Raw genomic sequence first — 19,308 nt, forward strand, 5'->3', positions numbered from 1 at the left:
CTTTGCAGCTATGTTCTAGCAATCACCCTGCCCGCTCGAAAGATTGAGGAAGGCTGAATTCACGATGTTCTTTGGTGGAATGTCGCGCACGCGTTGGACAGGCGCCGCTCCGATCGTCGCGGTGGCCGCGCTGGTCCTCGGAATCCCTTCTGCCGCAGCAGAACCCCCGCCGCCGCAGACGCCGGGACTCGGCCAGGTCTTCAACGGATTCGTTGTCGGCTCGCTCCGGGACGGCGGCTTCGGCTCGCCGGGCGAGATTTTCGAGGGGTTGCGCGCGGACGATCCGTTCTATCAGGAACCGTCGCTGACCGGTAGCGAAAAGCCCGGCACCGTGGTCAAGGCCAAACAGGTCAGTGTGCTGTACACGGGCTTCAAGCCCGCGCATGTCGAGGCCTACAAACTCATGTACGTGACCACCGGGATCGACGGCGTCACCCCGGTCCTCAGCACCGGCATCCTGATGATCCCGCAGGACGGAAAGCCCAACGCGGACAAGAAATTGATCTCTTACCAGGAGGCCAATGACAGTGTCGGCGGGTCCTGTCACCCCAGCACCCAGTGGACCGGCGGGGATCCGATCGACGGCGCCTCGCAGTCGGCGCTGGGACCGCTGGCGCTGATGTTCGGCAAGGGTCACGCGGTGATGATCTCCGATGTCGGCAATGACGCCGACCCGAATCCGCACGGTGTTTTCGCCGGGAAGTTCGCCGCGCACGCGCAGCTCGACGGTGCGCGCGCCGCACTGTCCTACGCTCCGGCGCAATTGAATCCGCAGGCTCCGACCGCGCTGTTCGGCATTGCCGGTGGTGGTGTGGGTGCGGCCATGGCCGCGGAGCTGCAGCCGGTGTATGCCCCGGAACTCGATATCCGGTCGACGGTGCTCGAGGGCATGGTGGTGAAGCCGCGCAACTTCATTCGGGTCGCCGACGGTTCGGTCGGCTCCGGATTCGCGCTGGCCACGCTGCTCGGCCTGGAGCCGTGGTATCCGGAGATGAACATCAATGCGAAGTTGAATCCGGCCGGCCGCGCGCTCGCCGACTTCTTCCGCACCCAGTGCCAGTCGCCGGCCTATTTCGGAACGCCGATGCTGCCGCTTTCCGCCCTGTTCACCAGCGGTAAGAGCCCGGCCGACGAGCCGGATTTCCAGCGCGCCTTCGACGACAACATCCTGGGTGTCTCCGGAGCGCCGAAATCGAAGGTGCTCATCACCTCCTGTGTCGCGGACGATTCGTTCATGTCTCTGGTACCGGCGCAGGATTCGCGGGATCTGGTGACGTCCTATCGATCTCAGGGCACCGACGTGACCTATGCGCCGACCGATTGCAGCATGGTCAAGATGCTCACCGACCTCTACGGCTGGGGCACCGACCTGATGGGCATGCAGACCGTCGACTGGCTCGACAGTCAGTTCGACTGACGCTCCGGTGTTTTTCAGGTAAACCCCAGGTAAACAGCTATTTCTAGCAAACGTGTGGCGATCAACACATCTGAGAATTTCCTTCACACCCCCGACTGCTAGTAGCGTGCCGTCCATACGTCTGACGGGTGGTGTCAGCTGCGTATGTCTGCCTGTTGGTCGATCGGAGCGGTGGGGCGCTGTCCGGTACCGGCGGGTGTGAAGGCATCGAAAACCGTCGTGCCTCGGCATCGAGCATCGTTTTGGCTACCCATGGTGGTCGATCCGGTCCGGCGAAAAACGAGGGAGAACCGGATCAAAATGCGAATGAGTGCGTTGTTGCGCACGGCCGCGCTGGGCGTGGCCGTGGCGATCGGGCTCGGGCTCGCGAGTGCCGGGCCCGCCACCGCGAGCGAGGTCGACCGCTATCTCGACCTGCCGTTGACCAACCGGGATGCGTCCCAGGCGCCGGGCGGCGTCAATGCGGCCCTGCCCTATGACCACGACGAGCTCGGCCGATTGCTGGACGAGGCTCGCGCCCAAGGCATTTCGCCGGCGCGGTATGCCGCCCTGCTGTACCAGTACTGGCTGGTCGACGCGACCGGCAAGGCCGGAATCGATTTGGCCGCGTGGAATCCGCGCACCGGCGTGCAGGCCAATCGCGAGAATCTGATCAAGTCCTACCGCTACTACGAGGACCTGCAGCTCGCGCATCGCGAATTGCAGTGGGCCGGAATGGGCGGCCAGGTCGGCGCCGACTTCGGTGGCGGGCTCATCGATTTCGAGCTCATGGGCTCCGATATCTATGGCCTGCCGGGACTTTCCGAATCGGCCCGCTCGGTCATGGGTGCGGTGCAGCAGGCCGCCGGACCGGCCGCGGTGGCCCAGCTGCCCAGCGGTCTGCGCGCACTGGCCGCCGCCGGTCCGAACATCACGCCCGACGATGTGCGCTACATCATCGGGATGATCCTGGTGATGCAGAAGAACATCTTCTCGGACCTGATGCCCATGCACGACGCCTACGTCACCGCGGGGCTGCCGGCGCTGGAGGAGTTCCGCGCCGCCGGCCTGTTCGGCGACGACATTCTGGGCGCCTGGCGTGATGTCGCCTCCGGCGACGGCGACCGCATTGCCACCGGCAACGGTGTGCTGCTGCGCCGCGAACAGCAGTGGGCCATCGGCCGCCAGTGGGACGAAGTGCGTTCCTACAAGGGCGATGTCGGCGAGGCGATCACCTATGCCAGCGGTGCGGCCGGTTCGCCGTCCGTCGCCGGCGTCACTCCGCCGCGCGAATTCCACCCGGTGCGCATCCCGTTCACCGGGGCCGACGGTCGCGGCGCCCTGCTGACACTGCCGCTGCCGGACTGGAATTGGGCGGTCCTGGACTCACGCTGGGACTACATCACCACCGAGTTGCTGCCCAAGTACCGGTATCAGGTCGAGAACAATTGGCCCGCACTGGAGGCCACCATGAACACGCCGTACGAGGTGCAGATGGAATCGCATCGCCCGCTGCTGAACATTCCGCAGCTGCTCGAGTCCGCGGCGCGGGACCTCCAGGTGACCCCGTTGGATGCGGCCCCCTCGAACACCAACTCGACGAATGTGGAAGCGGCGGTACGTTAGTCATGCGTTTCAAATTGCCCGCGCCGCTGCTGGCCGTGGCGCTCATGCTCACCGGGATCGCCACCGCGGCGGCCGATCCCGTCAATCCGGTGCCCGGACCCGACCGGATCTTCAACGGTTTTGTGGTCGGCACCCTCGACACCGCCGAAAATGCCTCGCCGGAAGAGAAATTCGAGGCACTGCTCGCGAATGATCCCTTCTACCAGGAGCCTTCGCTCACCGGTGCGGAGCAACCCGGCACGATTCTGAAGTCCAAGCCGGTGGACGTGATGTTCCTCGGGGTGAAGCCGCGCACCGTCGACGCCCACAAACTGATGTACGTGACCACGGCGCCCGACGGTGTCACCCCGGTCATCAGCACCGGCATCCTGATGATCCCGAAGGACGGCAAGCCCGCCTCGGAACGTCGCCTGATCTCCTATCAGGAGGCCAATGACAGCGTCGGCTGGTCGTGCCATCCGAGCACCCAGTGGACCGGTGGCGCGCCGCTGGACGGTTCGTCGTGGTCCGCGCTGGGCCCGCTGGCACTCATGTTCGACAAGGGCTACGCGGTGATGATCTCCGATGTCGGCAATGACGCGGATCGCAATCCGCACGGCGTCTTTGTCGGCAGCTATGCCGGGCACGCCCAATTGGACGGCGCGCGTGCGGCTTTGCGCCTGCCCGAGGCGGGTCTGAGCGACAACACCCAGATCGGCATGTTCGGAATCGCCGGAGGCGGTGTCGGAGCGGCCTTCTCGGCCGAGATGGCCCCGAAGTACGCGCCGGAACTGGACATCAAATCGACCGTGCTCGAGGGCATGGTGGTCGATCCGGCCAACTTCATGCGCGTCACCAGCGGTTCGGTCGGATCCGGTTTCGCCCTGGCGACCCTGCTCGGACTCGAGCCGTGGTACCCGGAGATGCAGGTGAACGCCAAGCTCAATCCGGCCGGACAGGCGCTCGCGAATTTCTATCGCACGCAGTGCCAGGTCCCGGCCTACTTCGGCCTGCCCTTCGTGCCGATGGAGGCGCTGTTCAACTCCGGGCGCAATCCCGCCGACGAACCGGATTTCCAGCGCGCCTTCCAGAACAATGTGCTGGGGCGCAATGGAACACCGAAGTCGAAGATCATGATCTCCTCCTGCGCCAAGGATGATTCGCCCATGTCGCTGGTGCCCGCCAAGGACTCTCGCGACCTGGCCGATACCTATCGCTCGCAGGGCACCGATGTCACCTACGCGCCCACGGACTGCAGCATGGAGCGCTTCATCACCGATATGTACGGATGGGGTGTCGACCTGTTCGGCATGCAGACCATCGACTGGATCGACAGCAATTTCGACTGAGAGTGGTGCACCGATGATGGCAATCGTGGATGGCGTGGTCTACCTGCTCACCTTCGGACCGCTCGCGGTCGCGAAAATGGCAGCGCAGGCCCTCGGCTTCTGACGCCGAGCGCGAACCGAATAGACAGTGGCTCCCGGTCTCAGGCCGGGAGCCACTGCTCGTGAACTACTGCTTCGGCAGTTCGTGGTGCCCGCCGAAGGCCTGGCGCATGGCCGAGAGCACCTTGTCGGAGTAGAGCGATTCACCGCGCGAGGAGAAGCGCTGGAACAGCGCCGCGGACAGCACCGGCGCGGGCACGCCCTCGTCGATGGCGGCGTCGACCGTCCAGCGGCCCTCACCGGAATCGGAGACCCGGCCGCCGAACGAATCCAGGTTGGGATCGGCGTAGAGGGCGGCGGCGGTGAGGTCGAGCAGCCAGGAGGCGACCACCGAACCGCGCCGCCACACCTCGGTGACCTCGGGGATATCGATGTCGTACCGATAGAACTCGGGATTCTCCAGCGGCGTGACCTCGGCCGAATGCTCCAGGTCCTGCTGATTGCCGACATTCGCCTTGTGCAGGATGTTCATGCCCTCGGAATACGCGGCCATGGCGCCGTATTCGATGCCGTTGTGCACCATCTTCACGAAGTGACCGGCACCGGCCGGGCCGCAGTGCAGGTAGCCCTCCTCGGCGGTGGACGGTGCGCCGGTGCGGCCGGGGGTGCGCGGCGCGGCGGCGACACCGGGGGCGATGGACTGCAGCAGCGGTTCGAGGTGGGCGACGATGGTGTCCTCACCGCCGATCATCAGGCAGAAACCGCGCTCCAGGCCGAAGACACCGCCCGAGGTGCCGATATCGACATAGTGAATGCCCTTGGGCTGCAACGCCTTCGCGCGCTTGATGTCCTCGTGGTACCGGCTGTTGCCGCCGTCGATGATGATGTCGCCGGGTTCCAGCAGTTCGGCGAGCTGGTCGATGACCGCGCCGGTCGCCCCCGCCGGGATCATCACCCATACGGCGCGCGGGGCCTCCAGCATGGCGATGAACTTGGGCAGCTCCGTGGTGCCGGCGAAGCTGTCGCCGAGCTCGGCGGTGAGTCCGTCGATCTGCGCGCTGTGGCGCTCGAAGCCGACGGCCGTGTGTCCGTCCCGGACGATGCGGCGGACGATATTGCCACCCATCCGGCCGAGCCCGATCATTCCGAGTTGCATCTCGTCTCCTGGAGTCGTCCCGAGCCCCGGTCTGCCCCGAGCTCTGCGTGGCTGTGTCATGGCGCTGTGGCTATGTCTCGATTGTCCCAGTCGAGGTTGCCGAGAATTTTTTCCGGTCTTGTGCGTCAGGTATGTAACGCCTATGAGCAGGCGTCGATAGACGGGGTGGCTCCGTGCTGTTGCCAGACCCCCGACCCGGCAACCGCACGGAGCTTCTTTTTGTCCTTATTCTAAGTTGCGAGAAAGTAGCTATTCCCTCATCTGGAAGGATCTTCGTGTTCACAGCCAGCCGGGTCGGTATTGCTGCAGGTGTGCTGATTGCCGCAGGCGGTATCGCCTTCGCTGTGGACTGGTCGCTGTCGTCCGGACATGTGCCGCGCGGGGTGCAGGTTGCCGGAGTCGATATCGGCGGACAGGATCGGTCGCAGGCGCAGACCCGGCTGGAAACGATCTTGAATCCGCGTGCCGTACAACCACTCACGGTCACGATCGGTGACTTCCGGACCGATCTGGTGCCGCACGACGCCGGTCTGACGCTGGACTGGGACGAGACCTGGGATCGCATCGGCGGCCAGCCCGTGAACCCCTTCATCCGAGTGTGGTCGTTCTTCGGTACCCGAAAGGTGGAGCCCGCCACCATGATCGGGGACGGCGCGCTGAACCGGCAGTTGAACGCCCTGCGCGCACACGACCGGCAGCCCGTCGAAGGCGGCATCGTCTTCGACCAGGGCAGACCGGCGCCGGTGCGGCCCGTGCCCGGGCGCGTACTCGATGTGGCCGCCGCTCGCACCGTGCTGGTGGACCATTGGGCCGACGGTTCGGTCCTGGATCTGCCCGTCACCGAGACCCGCGCGCGAGTGCGCGCGGAGGCCGTCGACCAGGCGATGCGCGAGATCGCGCAGCCCGCGGTGCGCGCCCCGGTCACCTTCACCGGCAAAGGCGGCAATGCCGTGCTGGAGCCGGCGCAGCTCGCCGCCGTGCTTTCCTTCCATCCGAACGACCAAGGCGGACTGGCCCTCTCGTACGACGGGGCGGCCCTGACCGGCGCGCTCGCTCCGCAGTTGAAATCCACCGAGGTGGAGCCGAAGGACGCGACCTTCGCGCTGTCCGGCAGCCGCGCGTCCGTTGTGCCCGCGGTGGTCGGCGAAACCATCAACTGGGACAAGACCTTCGAAGGGCTACCCACACTGCTGGCTGCGCCCGGCGACCGGTCGAAAGCTGTCGTTTACCAACCGGCGCAACCCGGGCTGACCACTGCGGATGCCGAGAAGCTCGGCGTCGCCCAGGTGATCGGTTCGTTCACCACCGGCGGCTTCAGCGGCCCCTCGGGTGTGAATATCCGCACGGTGGCGCGCAAGGTGGACGGTGCGCTGGTGCGGCCCGGAGATACCTTCTCGCTCAATGACTTCACCGGTACCCGTGGCGTCGCACAGGGCTATGTGGAGTCCGGCATCATCAATAACGGCCGGCCCGATGTGGCGGTCGGCGGCGGTATCAGCCAGTTCGCCACCACGCTCTACAACGCCGCGTATTTCGCCGGTCTCGAGGATGCGGGCCACACCGAGCACAGTTACTACATCTCGCGCTATCCCGCCGCCCGCGAGGCCACCGTCTTCGACGGCGCCATCGACCTGAAATTCCGCAACAACACCCCCTACGGCGTCTACATCGAAACCCTCGCGGGCGACTCCGAGCTGACGGTCCGCATGTGGAGCACCAAAACCGTTGAGGTCGAATCGATCACCGGTAATCGCACCAAACCGACCGAACCCAAGACGGTCGCCCTCCCCAAGGGCAAGAACTGCATCCCCTCCGACGGCGCACCGGGCTTCACCACCTCCGATACCCGGGTGATCCGCGCGGCCGATACCGGCAAAGAGATCTACCGTCATACGCGCACGGTGAAGTACGACCCCATTCCGGTCGTCACATGCGAGTAGATCAGGGATAGACGGCGATCTCTATGAGATTCCCGTCGAGGTCGCGGCAGTAGTGCGACACCATCTCGCCGAGCGCGCCGATCTTGGTCACCGGCCCGTTGGTGATCTCGATACCGCACGAAATCAGGTGTGCGCGCACCTGTTCCGGCGTGACGGTGGTGATGAAGCAGAGGTCTTCGGACCCGGCCGCTTCGACCGCGCCGGTGGTCCATTCCGGGTCCAGATCGAGTGCGCCGAGCGGTCTCAGATTGATCTTCTGAGTGCCGAAGGCCAGTGCGGTGCGGCCGCGCGGGCCGAACTTCTCGACCCGCATTCCGAGCACCTGTTCGTACCAGGCGGCGGTGGCCGCGACGTCGCGGCAATTGAGGACGATGTGATCGAAACGTTCCACCGAAAGTCCCATACCTTCGGACATTACTCCGGCAATGCGGCTACGGCACAGGGCATTTCGTGGTGATCTACCCGACGAAACCGGCAAATTTCCGAGCTGCTCCGGAAACAGCAGAGCGGCCCGGGTAATCCGGGCCGCTCTGTGTTTTCCGGTATGGAAAGTGGTGTGCGCGTTCTTAGAACGCGGCCTCGTCCAGCTCCATGATGTCGTTGTCGAGGTTCGACAGCACGGTGCGAGTGGCGGTCAGCTCCGGCAGCACATTGCGCGCGAAGAACTGCGCGGTCGCGATCTTGCCGGTGTAGAACGCCGCGCTGGAGCCGCCGCTTGCGACTGCTTGCGGGTCGCTCGTAACGGCACTGTCCAGGGCCTTGATGGCGACCTCGGCCTGCTGCAGCAGCTGCCAGCCGATGAGCAGATCGCCGACCGACATCAGGAACCGGACGCTGCCCAGGCCGACCTTGTAGAGCTCCTTCGGGTCCTGCTGGGCGCCCATCAGGTGCCCGGTCAGGGTGGCGGCCATGGCCTGCACATCCTCGAGGGCGGTGGCGAGCAGCTTGCGCTCGGCCTTCAGGCGGCCGTTGCCACCCTCACGCTCGATGAACTTCTGCACCTGGCCGGCCACGTGCGCCAGCGCCACACCGCGGTCGCGGGCGATCTTGCGGAAGAAGAAGTCCTGCGCCTGGATGGCGGTGGTGCCCTCGTACAGCGAGTCGATCTTGGCGTCGCGGATGTACTGCTCGATCGGGTAGTCCTGCAGGAAGCCGGAGCCACCGAAGGTCTGCAGCGATTCGGTCAGGTACTGGTAGGCCCGCTCGGAGCCGACACCCTTGACGATCGGCAGCAGCAGATCGTTGACGCGGAACGCCAGTTCCTTGTCGGCGCCCGAAACCAGCTGCGCGACATCCTCGTTCTGGTGCGCGGCGGTGTAGAGGTAGATGGCGCGCAGGCCCTCGGCGTAAGCCTTCTGGGTGGCCAGCGAGCGACGCACATCCGGGTGGTGCGTGATGGTGACGCGCGGGGCGGCCTTATCGGTCATCTGGGTCAGGTCGGCGCCCTGGACGCGGATCTTGGCGTACTCCAGCGCATTCAGGTAACCGGTCGACAGGGTGGCGATGGCCTTGGTGCCCACCATCATTCGAGCGTTCTCGATGACGTCGAACATCTGCGCGATGCCGTTGTGGACCTCGCCCACCAGCCAGCCCTTGGCGGGCACGCCGTGGCCGCCGAAGGTGACCTCACAGGTGGCAGAAACCTTGATGCCCATCTTGTGCTCGACATTGGTGACGAACACGCCGTTGCGCTCACCGAGAGTGTCGGTGTCGAAATCGAAGTGGAACTTCGGCACGTAGAACAGCGACAGGCCCTTGGTGCCCGGTCCGGCGCCCTCGGGGCGAGCCAGCACCAGGTGCATGATGTTCTCGAACAGGTCGTCGGAGTCGCCCGAGGTGATGAAGCGCTTGACGCCCTCGATGTGCCAGGTGCCGTCTTCCTGCTGCACGGCCTTGGTGCGACCGGCGCCGACATCGGAGCCCGCGTCGGGCTCGGTCAGCACCATGGTGGCGCCCCAGTTGCGGTCGGCGATCTTCTGAGCCCACTTCTTCTGCTCATCGGTGCCGTTGTTGTAGAAGACCTGCGCGAAACCCGCACCGGCGGCGTACATCTGAGCCGGCGGGTTGGCGCCGAGGATCATTTCGCCGAGTGCCCAGGTGAGGGCGCTGGGGGCGCCGAGGCCACCGAGCTCCTCGCGGACGCCGACCTTGGCCCACTCGCCGTCTTCGAGGGCGCGGTAGGACTTCTTGAAGGAGTCGGGGAGGGTGACGGTGTGCGTCTCGGGATCGAAGGTCGGCGGGTTGCGGTCGCCGTCGACGAACGAGTCAGCGAGCGGGCCCTCGGCCAGACGCTTGACCTCGGCGAGCATTTCGCGCGCGGTATCGGTGTCGAGGTCTCCGTAGGCGCCGCTGTCCAGCAGGCTGCCCAGGCCGAGTACCTCGAAGAGGTTGAACTCGAGGTCGCGCACGTTGGCTTTGTAGTGACCCATGGTCGTCGACTCACTCTCCGTTGAGATGGGTGCGGTTCGGTTTGCCCGTTCCCGCCCGTTAGGCCCTCGATAGACACCGTAAAACAGCAGTTCTACTGACGGGTAACTTAAGTGCCATGTTACCCACGGGTAAGGGTCCCGCCAAGATGATCCCGCGCAATGTGACCAGAAGCACCCGCGCCGCTCATGCGCACATTCGGGGCGGATCGGCGGTGAGCACGTAAGTGCTCGTCAAGGGTGTGCTTTACAGCGTCCAACAGGCGCAGATATCGAGCCCGCCGGACGACGATGGTCTCGACCGGAACCATGCGGCGGTGTGCCGCACGGGTGTGGGCCGGATCGCTGGTTAGCGTGTGCTGTGCGCATCGAGACGAGTGCCGGACCGGCGGAGGTCGATATCGCGCGGCCGAGCCGGAAGCCGCCCGCGTTCCTGCTGGTGCTGACCCACGGATCCGGCGGCGGAACCGATGCGAAAGATCTGCTCGTGGTGCGTGATTCGGCGCTGGAGCTGGGCGGCGCGGTGGTCCTGGTGACGCAGCCGTACCGGGTGGCGGGTCGCCGTGCGCCGGGCAGAGCCGATGTTCAGGACGCGGCCTGGGTGGAGATCATCGCCCTGCTGCGCAAGAAGTTTCGCGGTGTACCGCTCATTCAGGGCGGGCGCAGCAATGGCGCCCGCGTCGCCTGCCGGACGGCGCGCACGGTCGAGGCGCGCGGGGTGGTCGCGCTGTCGTTCCCACTGCATCCCCCCGGCAAGCCGGAGAAGTCGCGGCGCGAGGAACTGCTCGCCCCCAGCCCGATCGGGGTAGTCGTAATCAACGGCGCCCGAGACCCTTTCGGCATCCCCGATCCCGCCGACGCCGCGGAAGTCCACATCATCCCCGGGCAAGCGCACTCCTACCGCGCCGGCTTCGAAGAAATCGCCGCCACCGTCACTCCCTGGCTCGAACGCTGGTCCGCTCCCTGACCCGTCGAACAGCGCGAGTCCGAATCGAACAGCTCACGAGGGTTGTGCGATCGGGATATCGGCTGCCCGGTCGATTGGGTGGTCAGGCTTCGATCGCGGGCTGTTCCCCGGGCGGGACGGGGGCGGTTTTGTGGGCCACGACCAGCGCGTTGATGGCGTCGCGCTCCTCGGTGGGCTGGTGCACGCGGTCGGCCACGCGGATGCGGATATCGTCGCCGGCCGGGCCGAGTTCGGCGGCGATATCGTTCGGGGTGAAGAGCAGGGCCGGATTCTGTTCCCCGCCATACCCTTCCGTGAGATTGAGACTGTCATTGCCCAGGACTAGCAGGGTGCCCTCGGGCGCGAGCAGATCGGCGGCGCACAGCAGCAGGGCCCGGCGATCGTCCGCGGGCAGGTGCAGGAAGGCCATCAGAACGAGCTCGTAGGGGCCGGGGAATTCGGTCGGATCCAATTCGGTCACGTCGGCGTGGCGCCAGCGGATGCGGCCGCGCACCGAACGGGACAGGCGGGCGGCCACCGTGCGGCCCTTGTCGATGCCGGCCTGCGAATAGTCGACGGCATCCACCTGCCAGCCGTGCGTTGCCAGCCAGAGGGCGTTGCGGCCCTCCCCGCAGCCGAGGTCCAGCACGCGCGGCAATTCCGGCCGCTGCTCACCGACGCCGAAAGGGCCGGGCGGCAGCCGCCGCTCCAGGCCGAACACCTGCTCGACGACCGTATCGTCGGGCGGTGCGCCCCACACCAATTCGGTGCGGCTGTAGTACTCGTCCCACGCGGCGGCATCCATGCCATCGAGTCTATGAGCAGCCGCAACCACTGGATTCGGTCGCGATGTGAGCTCTTCGTCTTCGGGCGATCGCCCCTTACGGACCTCGGCCCCGAACACGCTTGCGTGTTCGGGGCCGAGCTTCCGAGCCGGACGCTGCGCTACAGCGTGGTGTGCATCAGAATCACGTTGTACTGGCTGTGCACGGTCGTGAGGAAGTACAGGTCACGGCCGGTCTGGTACGGGAAGATCGAGGGCGCGTACGCGGTCGGGAGTTCGCGCGTATCGATGAGCACCTCGGGCGGACTCCACGGGCCCTCCGGACTGGGCGCCCGGTACATGACGACCGAATTCCACGGATCCGTGGTGAGCATGATGTATTGCCCGAGATAGTCGTTCCACTGCACCGACATTTCGGCGACACCGCCGCCGATCACCGGGGTGGCGCCGTCGACGTCGCCCTTCTTCCACTGGTCGCCACACCAGTATTCGTAGGCGCCGAGATCGCCGATCTGGGCCTCCGGCACGCGCGCGACGTATGCCGCATGGTTGCGCCCGGACGGGGTGCCGTACTCGTAGACGAATCCGCCGTTCTTTACGAACGAGTTCATCTGGAAGTTGCCATTGCCGCCGTCGTCGGGACGGCGAGTCGCGGGCAGTTCGGCCCAGGTCTCGCCATTGTCGCCGGAGGCGGCGAGGCCGGAGTAGTTGGTGGTCCACTGGCCCACGTCATCCCAGCTCTTCACCGACATGAGGCTCATGAACTGGGTATTGCCGACCGAGATCGCGGCGGTGGGGATGCGGCTGATCTCCAGGAACGGAATCTTGGGGCTGGGAATGAGATCCCGGGCCTGGCCGAAGACGTCGCGCACCACGCTGTCGAAGAAGATGCCGTTGGCCGGGTTCCGGGTGTGCGAGCGCACCAGGATGTTGGACCGCCAGGCCCACATGCTGCCGGCCAGGAGATTGGGGAACCCGAGTCCGGCCGTATCACCGAAGGTGGTGAGCATTTCCCCGTTGCCGTTGTCCCACATGATGCCGAGATCGGTGCCCAGCACGTTGTAGTTCTGCGTGTTGTTGGGGCTCTGCATCCCGGTCACCTGGAAGACGGCCTTGGTGCGCCCGGGGAGATTGGGCAGGCCGTTGGTGCCGTTGAGCACCGGGATGGGATTGATGGCATTGGGGTTGGCCGCGGCTGGTCCGGTCACGGTAAGGATCAAGGCCGTAGCACCTGCGATGGCGGACAGCAGGAGGGGGGCGGTCTTGTTCAAAGCGTGGGTCCTCCGGTTCTCGCCGAAGATGAGCGGACCACAACATATGTGACGGGCCGCACAATGCGTTCGACTCGCTGGCAAAGTGTGAAAATGCTAACAGCGGAACTGGGGCTTACGGGGCGCCCGATCGAATTGTTTGCCGTGAATTGGCTTACGTTCATAAAGTGGTACCACGATTCGGGGGTCGGCCGCACGATCAGGGGCACTGTGTCGCACATTCGAGGCCACCCTACGTCCTGTGCCCGGTCTTCGGGACAGTCACTCGACAATCGGTTACCGGCGACTGAAGGACGTCCGATAGGCGCTGGGCGAAAGTCCATTGCGCCGCGCCAGATGCAGCCGCAGCGATTCGGCGGTGCCCAGACCCGCGCGCCGGGCCACCTCCTCGATGGGCAGTCCGGTCGCCTCCAGCAGCTCCCGGGCCCGATCGATGCGCTGGTGCAGCAGCCACTGCAGCGGGCTGGCGCTCGTCTCCTCGCGGAAACGGCGGGTGCGGGTGCTCACATGGGCGTGGGCGGCCAAGTCGCGCAGGGTAGGTCGCTGGTCGAGGCGCTGCAGCGCCCAATCCCGACCATCCCGGTATCGAACTGGCCGTCGGTGACACCACCGACTCCGAGCGCATGACCGAATTGGCGCGCGGGGCCGCGAGTCTCATCAACACCACCTGGCCGCCCTACAACCGGTGGCCCGCCGAATTTCCGCCGATCGGCGCGGCTCTGGTCACCGCCGCCGAGCGCACCTTCGGACTGTCCGCCACCCCGATCGATGCGGTGATCGCCGAGACCGTCACCGCCGTCGCCGCGGTCTGACACGCGCCGGAGTCGAGTGGCGCCGCAGTCCGGTGGCCGAAAACCTGTGGCCTACTCGGACTTCGAGCCTCTGTTCAGCGCCTGCCGGATGATCAGCGGCAGCTGGGTGGCGCGTTCGACGGCGAGCGTGCGGCGCACCGATGCCGTCCAGGTGCGGTCGAAGAGCTTCTTGGCGCTCGCGACCGCGTGCGCCGGGCGGGCGGCAATGCGATCGGCGAGCTTTTCGGCGGCGGCCAGCGGGTCGGCGCTCACCTCGGTGACCAGGCCGATGCGCTCGGCGTAGGCGGCGTCGACCGGATCGGCGGTCATGGTGAGCAGGAGCGCCTGATCGATGCCGATGAGACGGGACAGGGTGGCCGCGCCGGTCATATCCGGGATGAGGCCGTGCTTGGCCTCCATCACCGAGAATTCGGAATCCGGTGTGACAAAACGGAAGTCGGCGGCGAGCGCCAATTGCAGGCCACCGCCGTAGCAGCGGCCGTGCACCACGGCGATCACCGGCTGCGGCAGCCGCCGCCACGCCCAGCACGCCTCCTGGAAGACATTGGTGCCGGTCCACGGCAGCGGCACGAACGCGCGGATGATGGCGAGCGGATCGCCCATGGCCTTGGCGATATCCAGCCCGGAGGAGAAGCTGGGACCGTTGCCCGACAGGATGACCGCGCGAATATCCTTGCGGCGCTCGATGATTCGTGCGACCTGTGCCAGCTCGCGGAGCATCTCGATGGTGAGGCCGTTGTGCTTGTCCGGCCGATCGAGGGCGACGTAGGCGCGGTTGCCTTCGAAACGCAGGGAGACGTTATTGCTCACGGTCTTTCCTCACGGGCCTATCGGGGGTTCGGGGCGCGGCCCCGAACCCGGTTCTCATGCCAGCTGGTCCAGCAGCAGCCGGGCGCAGCCCGCCGGATCGTCGTAGAACGGCGTGTGGCCGCTGCCGTGCAGCGTGACATGCCGAGCTCCGGGCAGTACCTCCCGGGCGCGTCGTGCCTGGGTGGCGTACGTGAGCAGAATGTCACGGCTGCCCCACGCGATGGTGATCGGGATGCTCTCCAGCGCCGTCCGGTCGGGGAGGCGGAAGCCGGTGAACGAGGCCAGCGCGGCATCGAAGCCCTGCGCGCCGAGCATGCCCTCGACGGTATCGACGCAGACCTGCGGGTCCACCGCCCACGGCTTGCCGAAGATCAGGCTCAGGAAGGTGGTGCGGCCAGCCGGATTGCCGAGGATGGCCGGGACCGCCGAACCCAGCACCTTGGTGAGCGTCTTGGCGCGGCCCAGCGACTGCTGGCACCAGATTCGGCCGGCGGTATCCCAGAAGGCGATGGGGGAGTAGGCGGTGACCGAGCGGGCCAGTCCGCGCGCGGCGAGGTCCAGGACAATGCCGCCGCCCATGGAATTGCCTGCCAGGTGCGGGTTTTCGATGCCCTCGGCAGCGAGGAAGTCGACGAGCGCGTCGGCGAGGGTGGAGACGGTGGTGTTGGGCAGAGGCTCGCTACGGCCGAAGCCGGGGAGATCCACCGCGATCACGTCGAAGGATTCGGCGAGCGTGCCGATGATCGGCTCCCATACCTGCCAGCGACTGCCGACGCCGTGGACGAGGACCAGCGGGTCGCCGCTACCGGACCGGTGATGGTTCAACTTGGTCATGACCGACTCCCCGCCGAGATGCTGTTGCCGACCTCACCCTAACAGTCGTTGACGGGTTGCCAACACGGGTACGGGCTGGTGGAACCGGGGAAATCACCGAATTCCGGGGGTACGATAAAAGGTATGGCAACCCGTAAGGTGACTCTCTCTCTGGATGAGGCGTCCTGGGCTTATGCCGAGCAGGCCGCGGCCCGCGCGGGTATATCGCCCTCCGCCTGGATATCCCGCGCCGCGCGCCGCGAAGCAGTGCGCACCGGCTGCGGCCCGGTCATGGATCCGATACAGCTCGCCGCCGCCGACGAAAGCGAACTGGCCACCGCCGAGAAGGAGTTGCGTGCGCAGGGGTGAACTCTGGGTCTATCACCCGCACGGCTCCGCGCGGGTGCGCAATATTCTTCTCATCAGCAGTGACGGCATCAATGAGTCCGCGCGCCCGTGGCTGATCGCCGCGGAGGTGATGGACGCCGATCCGCTCGACATTCTCGCGGTGCCGATTCCCGGCCACGGCTGGGTGCACGCGGGCAATCTCGGTCGTATCTACCGGGATTGGCTCGCCGAGCGGATCGACGCGGTGGACAGCGAGACCGCGGAGCGAATCGACACAGCGCTGCGCGCGGCCATGGATCTGTGAGATCGTTCCGGCCGAACCGTCCTTCGTGAGACGTCCTTCGTGAGAATTGAGGAATTCAGTGCGTATTTCGATGATCGCCGCCGCGCTTATCGCGCTGCCACTGCTGGCCGCGTGTAGCAGCGGCGGCGACAGTGCGCCGGCAGTCACCCACGATCAGCTCGCCGCCTCGCTGCAGAAGGGCGGCCTGGATGCGAAGGCGGCCGACTGCGCCGCGAAGATGTTTATCGACCAGGGGATTTCGCAGGACGGGCTGCGCCTGATGATGAAGACCGACAGCAAGAGCGGGGCCGGGACCGATGCCGAATCGCTCGGTATGAGCACCGCCGACGCCGACAAGGCCCGCACCGCCGCGAACAATATCGTCGCCAGCTGCATGAAGTAGGGAAACCGCCTGCGGCACAACGAAAAAGGCCCCCCACAGCATTTCGCTGACCGGAGGGCCTCTTCGTATGGAGCCGATGACGGGAATCGAACCCGCGCCATCTGCTTGGGAAGCAGAAGTTCTACCATTGAACTACATCGGCAATGCTCGAACACTACCTGAGCAGTGCTCCTCAACGCGATCGCGACTCTATCAGACCGGGGCTGACGCGACGCAACTCTTTCACCATTACGCCTGGTCCCGGGGCTGTGCGGCGTATGTCGAGGAGTCGGGCCGGGAATCTTCCCTGTGAGTCCTCCGCCGTGTCGGGGGCGGCGCGCCGATCTTCGTGAGTTCTTTCCGCGAACCGTGAGGTTTTGTACGGAGCCGGTCGTAGACTGTCCCGAGGGTCGAAAGCCTGTCCACCACAGGAACTTTGGTTGCGCCGACCGTTTGCTGACTCGTGCGTCGGTGCTTCCTGCTCGGGGGTGACGCATGACCACGGTGCCGTCGCGGGATATCCCGCAAGTCGAAGCCGCGCGGGCGTATCCGCGCCGAATGGGGCCCAAGGGGTCCTTCCTGTGGAAGGCGATCACGACCACCGATCCCAAGGTGCTCGGGATCATGTACCTGTTCACGGCCCTGTCGTTCTTCCTGATCGGCGGCCTGATGGCGCTGCTCATGCGGGCGGAGCTGGCGCGGCCGGGGCTGCAGTTCCTCTCACCCGAGCAGTTCAATCAGCTGTTCACCATGCACGGCACCATCATGTTGCTGTTCTATGCGACGCCGATCGTGTTCGGATTCGCCAATGCGGTGCTGCCGCTGCAGATCGGCGCACCGGATGTGGCCTTCCCGCGCCTTAACGCACTGAGCTACTGGCTGTATCTGTTCGGCGCGACCATGGCCACGGCCGGATTCATCACACCGGGTGGGGCCGCCGATTTCGGCTGGACCGCGTACACCCCGCTGAGCGACATCATCCACTCGCCGGGCGTGGGCGCCGATCTGTGGATCATGGGTGTGGCGCTCTCGGGCGTCGGCACCATTCTCGGTGCCGTCAATATGATCACCACGGTGATCTGCCTGCGCTGCCCGGGCATGACCATGTTCCGGATGCCCATCTTCACCTGGAACATCCTGGTGACGAGTGTGCTTGTGCTGCTGGCCTTTCCGATTCTCACCGCGGCGGTGCTGGCGCTGGCCGTGGACAGGCATCTGGGTGCGCACATCTACGATCCGGCCAATGGCGGGGCCATTCTGTATCAGCATTTGTTCTGGTACTTCGGCCATCCCGAGGTGTACATCGTCGCGCTGCCGTTCTTCGGGATCGTGACGGAGATCTTCCCGGTGTTCAGCCGCAAGCCGCTGTTCGGTTATACGACGCTGATCTACGCGACACTGTCGATCGGCGCGCTGTCGGTGGCGGTGTGGGCGCATCACATGTACGCGACGGGATCGGTTCTGCTGCCGTTCTTTTCGTTCATGACGTTCTTGATCGCGGTGCCGACCGGTGTGAAGTTCTTCAACTGGATCGGCACCATGTGGCGCGGGCAACTGACCTTCGAAACACCGATGCTGTGGTCGCTCGGCTTCCTGGTGACCTTCCTGTTCGGCGGTCTGTCCGGTGTCATCCTGGCCAGCCCGCCGGTCGACTTCCATGTCTCCGACACCTATTTCGTGGTCGCGCACTTCCACTACGTGCTGTTCGGGACCATCGTGTTCGCCACCTTCGCGGGCATCTACTTCTGGTTCCCGAAGATCACCGGCCGCATGATGGACGAGCGGCTGGGCAAGCTGCACTTCTGGACCACGTTCTTCGGCTTCCACCTCACCTTCCTGGTGCAGCACTGGCTGGGCAACGAGGGCATGCCGCGCCGGTACGCGGACTATCTGCCGAGTGACGGATTCACCACCCTGAACACCATTTCCACGGTCGGCTCGTTTGTGCTCGGGCTGTCGATGATCACGTTCGTGTGGAACGTCTTCAAGAGCTACCGCTACGGCGAAGTGGTCACCGTGGACGATCCCTGGGGTTACGGCAATTCGCTGGAGTGGGCCACCACCTGCCCGCCACCGCGGCACAACTTCTACGAGCTACCCCGAATCCGTTCGGAGCGTCCGGCATTCGAGCTGCACTATCCGCACATGGTCGAGCGCATGCGTGCCGAGGCGCACGCGGGCTGGTCGCTGCGTAAACACGAGGTGGTGGCGGTGGCGGCGGCCCCCGCGATCGAGGACGGCGGCTCGGGCCCCGCGGACGTGGTGACCGACAGCTGATGACGCGGTGACCGACCACTGATCGGGTGCTCCACGCCCGGGGAGCGGCCGGGCGTCGGGGCGCGATCGGGGACCCACTACGCTCTTGGCGTGCTGCTTTCCGATCGCGACATCCGCAAGGAACTCGCCAATGGGCGTCTCGGGCTCGACCCGTTCGACGACAAGCTGGTGCAGCCGTCGAGTATCGACGTGCGACTGGACGGCATGTTCCGGGTCTTCAACAACACCCGCTACACCCATATCGATCCGGCGCAGCGGCAGGACGAGCTGACCACGCTGGTCGAACCCGGCAAGGATGAGCCGTTCGTGCTGCATCCGGGTGAGTTCGTGCTCGGCTCCACCCTCGAGGTGGTCAGCCTGCCCGACGATCTGGCCGGCCGCCTGGAGGGCAAGTCCAGCCTCGGCCGCCTCGGCCTGCTCACCCACTCCACCGCCGGATTCATCGATCCGGGCTTCACCGGGCACATCACCCTCGAACTCTCGAATGTGGCGAATCTGCCGATCACCCTGTGGCCGGGTATGAAGATCGGCCAGCTCTGCCTGTTCCGGCTGAGCAGCCCGGCCGAGAACCCGTACGGCAGTGCGGCAGCCGGCTCCAAGTACCAGAACCAGCGCGGTCCGACCCCGTCGCGCGCCTACCTGAATTTCCCGCTGGAGCGCTGAGTTCAGGC

At 65.7% G+C, this 19,308-nt stretch carries 19 protein-coding genes and 1 tRNA gene; 11 read left to right on the forward strand and 9 right to left on the reverse strand.

Features of this window, described 5'->3' with window-relative positions; translation table 11 throughout:
* The first annotated feature begins 79 nt into the window (after positions 1 to 79).
* From OG716_RS32710 to OG716_RS32720, 3 genes are all read left to right on the forward strand, one after another.
* Positions 80 to 1,417, forward strand: coding sequence for a lipase family protein (locus OG716_RS32710; RefSeq protein ID WP_405134292.1), 1,338 nt, complete (start codon positions 80 to 82; stop codon positions 1,415 to 1,417).
* Between the two features lie 300 nt (positions 1,418 to 1,717).
* Positions 1,718 to 3,022 carry a hypothetical protein gene (locus OG716_RS32715; RefSeq protein WP_405134293.1) on the forward strand — a complete coding sequence of 435 codons (1,305 nt, stop codon included), beginning with the start codon at positions 1,718 to 1,720 and terminating at the stop codon, positions 3,020 to 3,022.
* Between the two features lie 2 nt (positions 3,023 to 3,024).
* Positions 3,025 to 4,350, forward strand: a complete 1,326-nt coding sequence (locus tag OG716_RS32720) for a lipase family protein (RefSeq protein WP_405134294.1) — start codon at positions 3,025 to 3,027, stop codon at positions 4,348 to 4,350.
* A 166-nt stretch (positions 4,351 to 4,516) separates the two neighbouring features.
* Here OG716_RS32720 and gnd read toward each other — a convergent pair whose 3' ends face one another.
* Entirely contained in the window at positions 4,517 to 5,545 is a 1,029-nt protein-coding gene (gene gnd / locus OG716_RS32725; protein WP_405134295.1) for a phosphogluconate dehydrogenase (NAD(+)-dependent, decarboxylating), read from the reverse strand.
* Positions 5,546 to 5,820: 275 nt separating this feature from the next.
* On the opposite strand from gnd, the gene OG716_RS32730 reads away from it, so the two are divergent.
* Positions 5,821 to 7,485: a VanW family protein gene (locus OG716_RS32730; protein WP_405134296.1), complete on the forward strand. Its 1,665-nt coding sequence runs from the start codon at positions 5,821 to 5,823 to the stop codon at positions 7,483 to 7,485.
* Position 7,486: 1 nt separating this feature from the next.
* Here the strand turns inward: OG716_RS32730 and OG716_RS32735 are convergent, their stop codons facing one another.
* Positions 7,487 to 7,888: a VOC family protein gene (locus OG716_RS32735; protein WP_405134297.1), complete on the reverse strand. Its 402-nt coding sequence runs from the start codon at positions 7,886 to 7,888 to the stop codon at positions 7,487 to 7,489.
* Between the two features lie 163 nt (positions 7,889 to 8,051).
* Positions 8,052 to 9,914, reverse strand: a complete 1,863-nt coding sequence (locus tag OG716_RS32740; RefSeq protein ID WP_405134298.1) for an acyl-CoA dehydrogenase — start codon at positions 9,912 to 9,914, stop codon at positions 8,052 to 8,054.
* A gap of 358 nt (positions 9,915 to 10,272) precedes the next feature.
* Here OG716_RS32740 and OG716_RS32745 point away from each other — a divergent pair, with 358 nt between their 5' ends.
* Entirely contained in the window at positions 10,273 to 10,878 is a 606-nt protein-coding gene (locus OG716_RS32745) for an alpha/beta family hydrolase (RefSeq protein WP_405134299.1), read from the forward strand.
* 82 nt (positions 10,879 to 10,960) lie between these two features.
* Here the strand turns inward: OG716_RS32745 and OG716_RS32750 are convergent, their stop codons facing one another.
* The 3 genes from OG716_RS32750 to OG716_RS32760 form a co-directional block, all read right to left on the reverse strand.
* Positions 10,961 to 11,662 (reverse strand): class I SAM-dependent methyltransferase, encoded by a 702-nt coding sequence (locus OG716_RS32750; RefSeq protein WP_405134300.1) that lies wholly within the window; start codon positions 11,660 to 11,662, stop codon positions 10,961 to 10,963.
* A gap of 140 nt (positions 11,663 to 11,802) precedes the next feature.
* Positions 11,803 to 12,912 (reverse strand): DUF4185 domain-containing protein, encoded by a 1,110-nt coding sequence (locus tag OG716_RS32755; RefSeq protein WP_405134301.1) that lies wholly within the window; start codon positions 12,910 to 12,912, stop codon positions 11,803 to 11,805.
* 276 nt (positions 12,913 to 13,188) lie between these two features.
* Entirely contained in the window at positions 13,189 to 13,437 is a 249-nt protein-coding gene (locus OG716_RS32760) for a helix-turn-helix domain-containing protein (RefSeq protein ID WP_405134302.1), read from the reverse strand.
* Positions 13,438 to 13,535: 98 nt separating this feature from the next.
* On the opposite strand from OG716_RS32760, the gene OG716_RS32765 reads away from it, so the two are divergent.
* Positions 13,536 to 13,724: a hypothetical protein gene (locus OG716_RS32765; RefSeq protein ID WP_405134303.1), complete on the forward strand. Its 189-nt coding sequence runs from the start codon at positions 13,536 to 13,538 to the stop codon at positions 13,722 to 13,724.
* A gap of 51 nt (positions 13,725 to 13,775) precedes the next feature.
* On the opposite strand, the gene OG716_RS32770 is transcribed toward OG716_RS32765, so the two are convergent.
* Together OG716_RS32770 and OG716_RS32775 are read right to left on the reverse strand one after the other, a co-directional pair.
* Complete coding sequence (locus OG716_RS32770; RefSeq protein WP_405134304.1) at positions 13,776 to 14,534, reverse strand: crotonase/enoyl-CoA hydratase family protein; 759 nt, start codon at positions 14,532 to 14,534, stop codon at positions 13,776 to 13,778.
* A 54-nt stretch (positions 14,535 to 14,588) separates the two neighbouring features.
* The gene (locus OG716_RS32775; RefSeq protein ID WP_405134305.1) at positions 14,589 to 15,368 is read right to left on the reverse strand and encodes an alpha/beta fold hydrolase; all 780 of its coding nucleotides are present in this window, start codon (positions 15,366 to 15,368) and stop codon (positions 14,589 to 14,591) included.
* A gap of 123 nt (positions 15,369 to 15,491) precedes the next feature.
* Between OG716_RS32775 and OG716_RS32780 the strand changes: the two genes are divergently transcribed.
* From OG716_RS32780 to OG716_RS32790, 3 genes are all read left to right on the forward strand, one after another.
* Entirely contained in the window at positions 15,492 to 15,716 is a 225-nt protein-coding gene (locus tag OG716_RS32780) for a hypothetical protein (RefSeq protein ID WP_355124910.1), read from the forward strand.
* Entirely contained in the window at positions 15,703 to 15,999 is a 297-nt protein-coding gene (locus OG716_RS32785; RefSeq protein WP_355124908.1) for a hypothetical protein, read from the forward strand. The genes OG716_RS32780 and OG716_RS32785 overlap by 14 nt, the downstream gene beginning before the upstream one ends.
* A 70-nt stretch (positions 16,000 to 16,069) precedes the next feature.
* Positions 16,070 to 16,381: a hypothetical protein gene (locus tag OG716_RS32790; RefSeq protein WP_355124906.1), complete on the forward strand. Its 312-nt coding sequence runs from the start codon at positions 16,070 to 16,072 to the stop codon at positions 16,379 to 16,381.
* 68 nt (positions 16,382 to 16,449) lie between these two features.
* On the opposite strand, the gene OG716_RS32795 is transcribed toward OG716_RS32790, so the two are convergent.
* Positions 16,450 to 16,523: transfer RNA gene (locus OG716_RS32795), tRNA-Gly, on the reverse strand.
* Positions 16,524 to 16,855: 332 nt separating this feature from the next.
* On the opposite strand from OG716_RS32795, the gene ctaD reads away from it, so the two are divergent.
* Positions 16,856 to 18,637 (forward strand): cytochrome c oxidase subunit I, encoded by a 1,782-nt coding sequence (gene ctaD, locus OG716_RS32800; RefSeq protein ID WP_355124904.1) that lies wholly within the window; start codon positions 16,856 to 16,858, stop codon positions 18,635 to 18,637.
* 90 nt (positions 18,638 to 18,727) lie between these two features.
* Positions 18,728 to 19,300, forward strand: coding sequence for a dCTP deaminase (gene dcd / locus OG716_RS32805; protein WP_355124902.1), 573 nt, complete (start codon positions 18,728 to 18,730; stop codon positions 19,298 to 19,300).
* Positions 19,301 to 19,308: the final 8 nt, after the last annotated feature.

Source organism: Nocardia sp. NBC_01388, from assembly GCF_045040085.1.
Lineage (GTDB): Bacteria > Actinomycetota > Actinomycetes > Mycobacteriales > Mycobacteriaceae > Nocardia.

Excerpts from the sequence above, each read along its gene's own strand:
- OG716_RS32710 (WP_405134292.1), top strand. The coding sequence starts at position 80 with ATGTCGCGCACGCGTTGGACAGGCGCCGCTCCGATCGTCGCGGTGGCC.
- OG716_RS32715 (WP_405134293.1), top strand. The coding sequence starts at position 1,718 with ATGCGAATGAGTGCGTTGTTGCGCACGGCCGCGCTGGGCGTGGCCGTG.
- OG716_RS32720 (WP_405134294.1), top strand. The coding sequence starts at position 3,025 with ATGCGTTTCAAATTGCCCGCGCCGCTGCTGGCCGTGGCGCTCATGCTC.
- gnd (WP_405134295.1), bottom strand. The coding sequence starts at position 5,545 with ATGCAACTCGGAATGATCGGGCTCGGCCGGATGGGTGGCAATATCGTC.
- OG716_RS32735 (WP_405134297.1), bottom strand. The coding sequence starts at position 7,888 with ATGGGACTTTCGGTGGAACGTTTCGATCACATCGTCCTCAATTGCCGC.
- OG716_RS32740 (WP_405134298.1), bottom strand. The coding sequence starts at position 9,914 with ATGGGTCACTACAAAGCCAACGTGCGCGACCTCGAGTTCAACCTCTTC.
- OG716_RS32750 (WP_405134300.1), bottom strand. The coding sequence starts at position 11,662 with ATGGATGCCGCCGCGTGGGACGAGTACTACAGCCGCACCGAATTGGTG.
- OG716_RS32765 (WP_405134303.1), top strand. The coding sequence starts at position 13,536 with ATGACCGAATTGGCGCGCGGGGCCGCGAGTCTCATCAACACCACCTGG.
- OG716_RS32775 (WP_405134305.1), bottom strand. The coding sequence starts at position 15,368 with ATGACCAAGTTGAACCATCACCGGTCCGGTAGCGGCGACCCGCTGGTC.
- OG716_RS32780 (WP_355124910.1), top strand. The coding sequence starts at position 15,492 with ATGGCAACCCGTAAGGTGACTCTCTCTCTGGATGAGGCGTCCTGGGCT.
- OG716_RS32790 (WP_355124906.1), top strand. The coding sequence starts at position 16,070 with ATGATCGCCGCCGCGCTTATCGCGCTGCCACTGCTGGCCGCGTGTAGC.
- ctaD (WP_355124904.1), top strand. The coding sequence starts at position 16,856 with ATGACCACGGTGCCGTCGCGGGATATCCCGCAAGTCGAAGCCGCGCGG.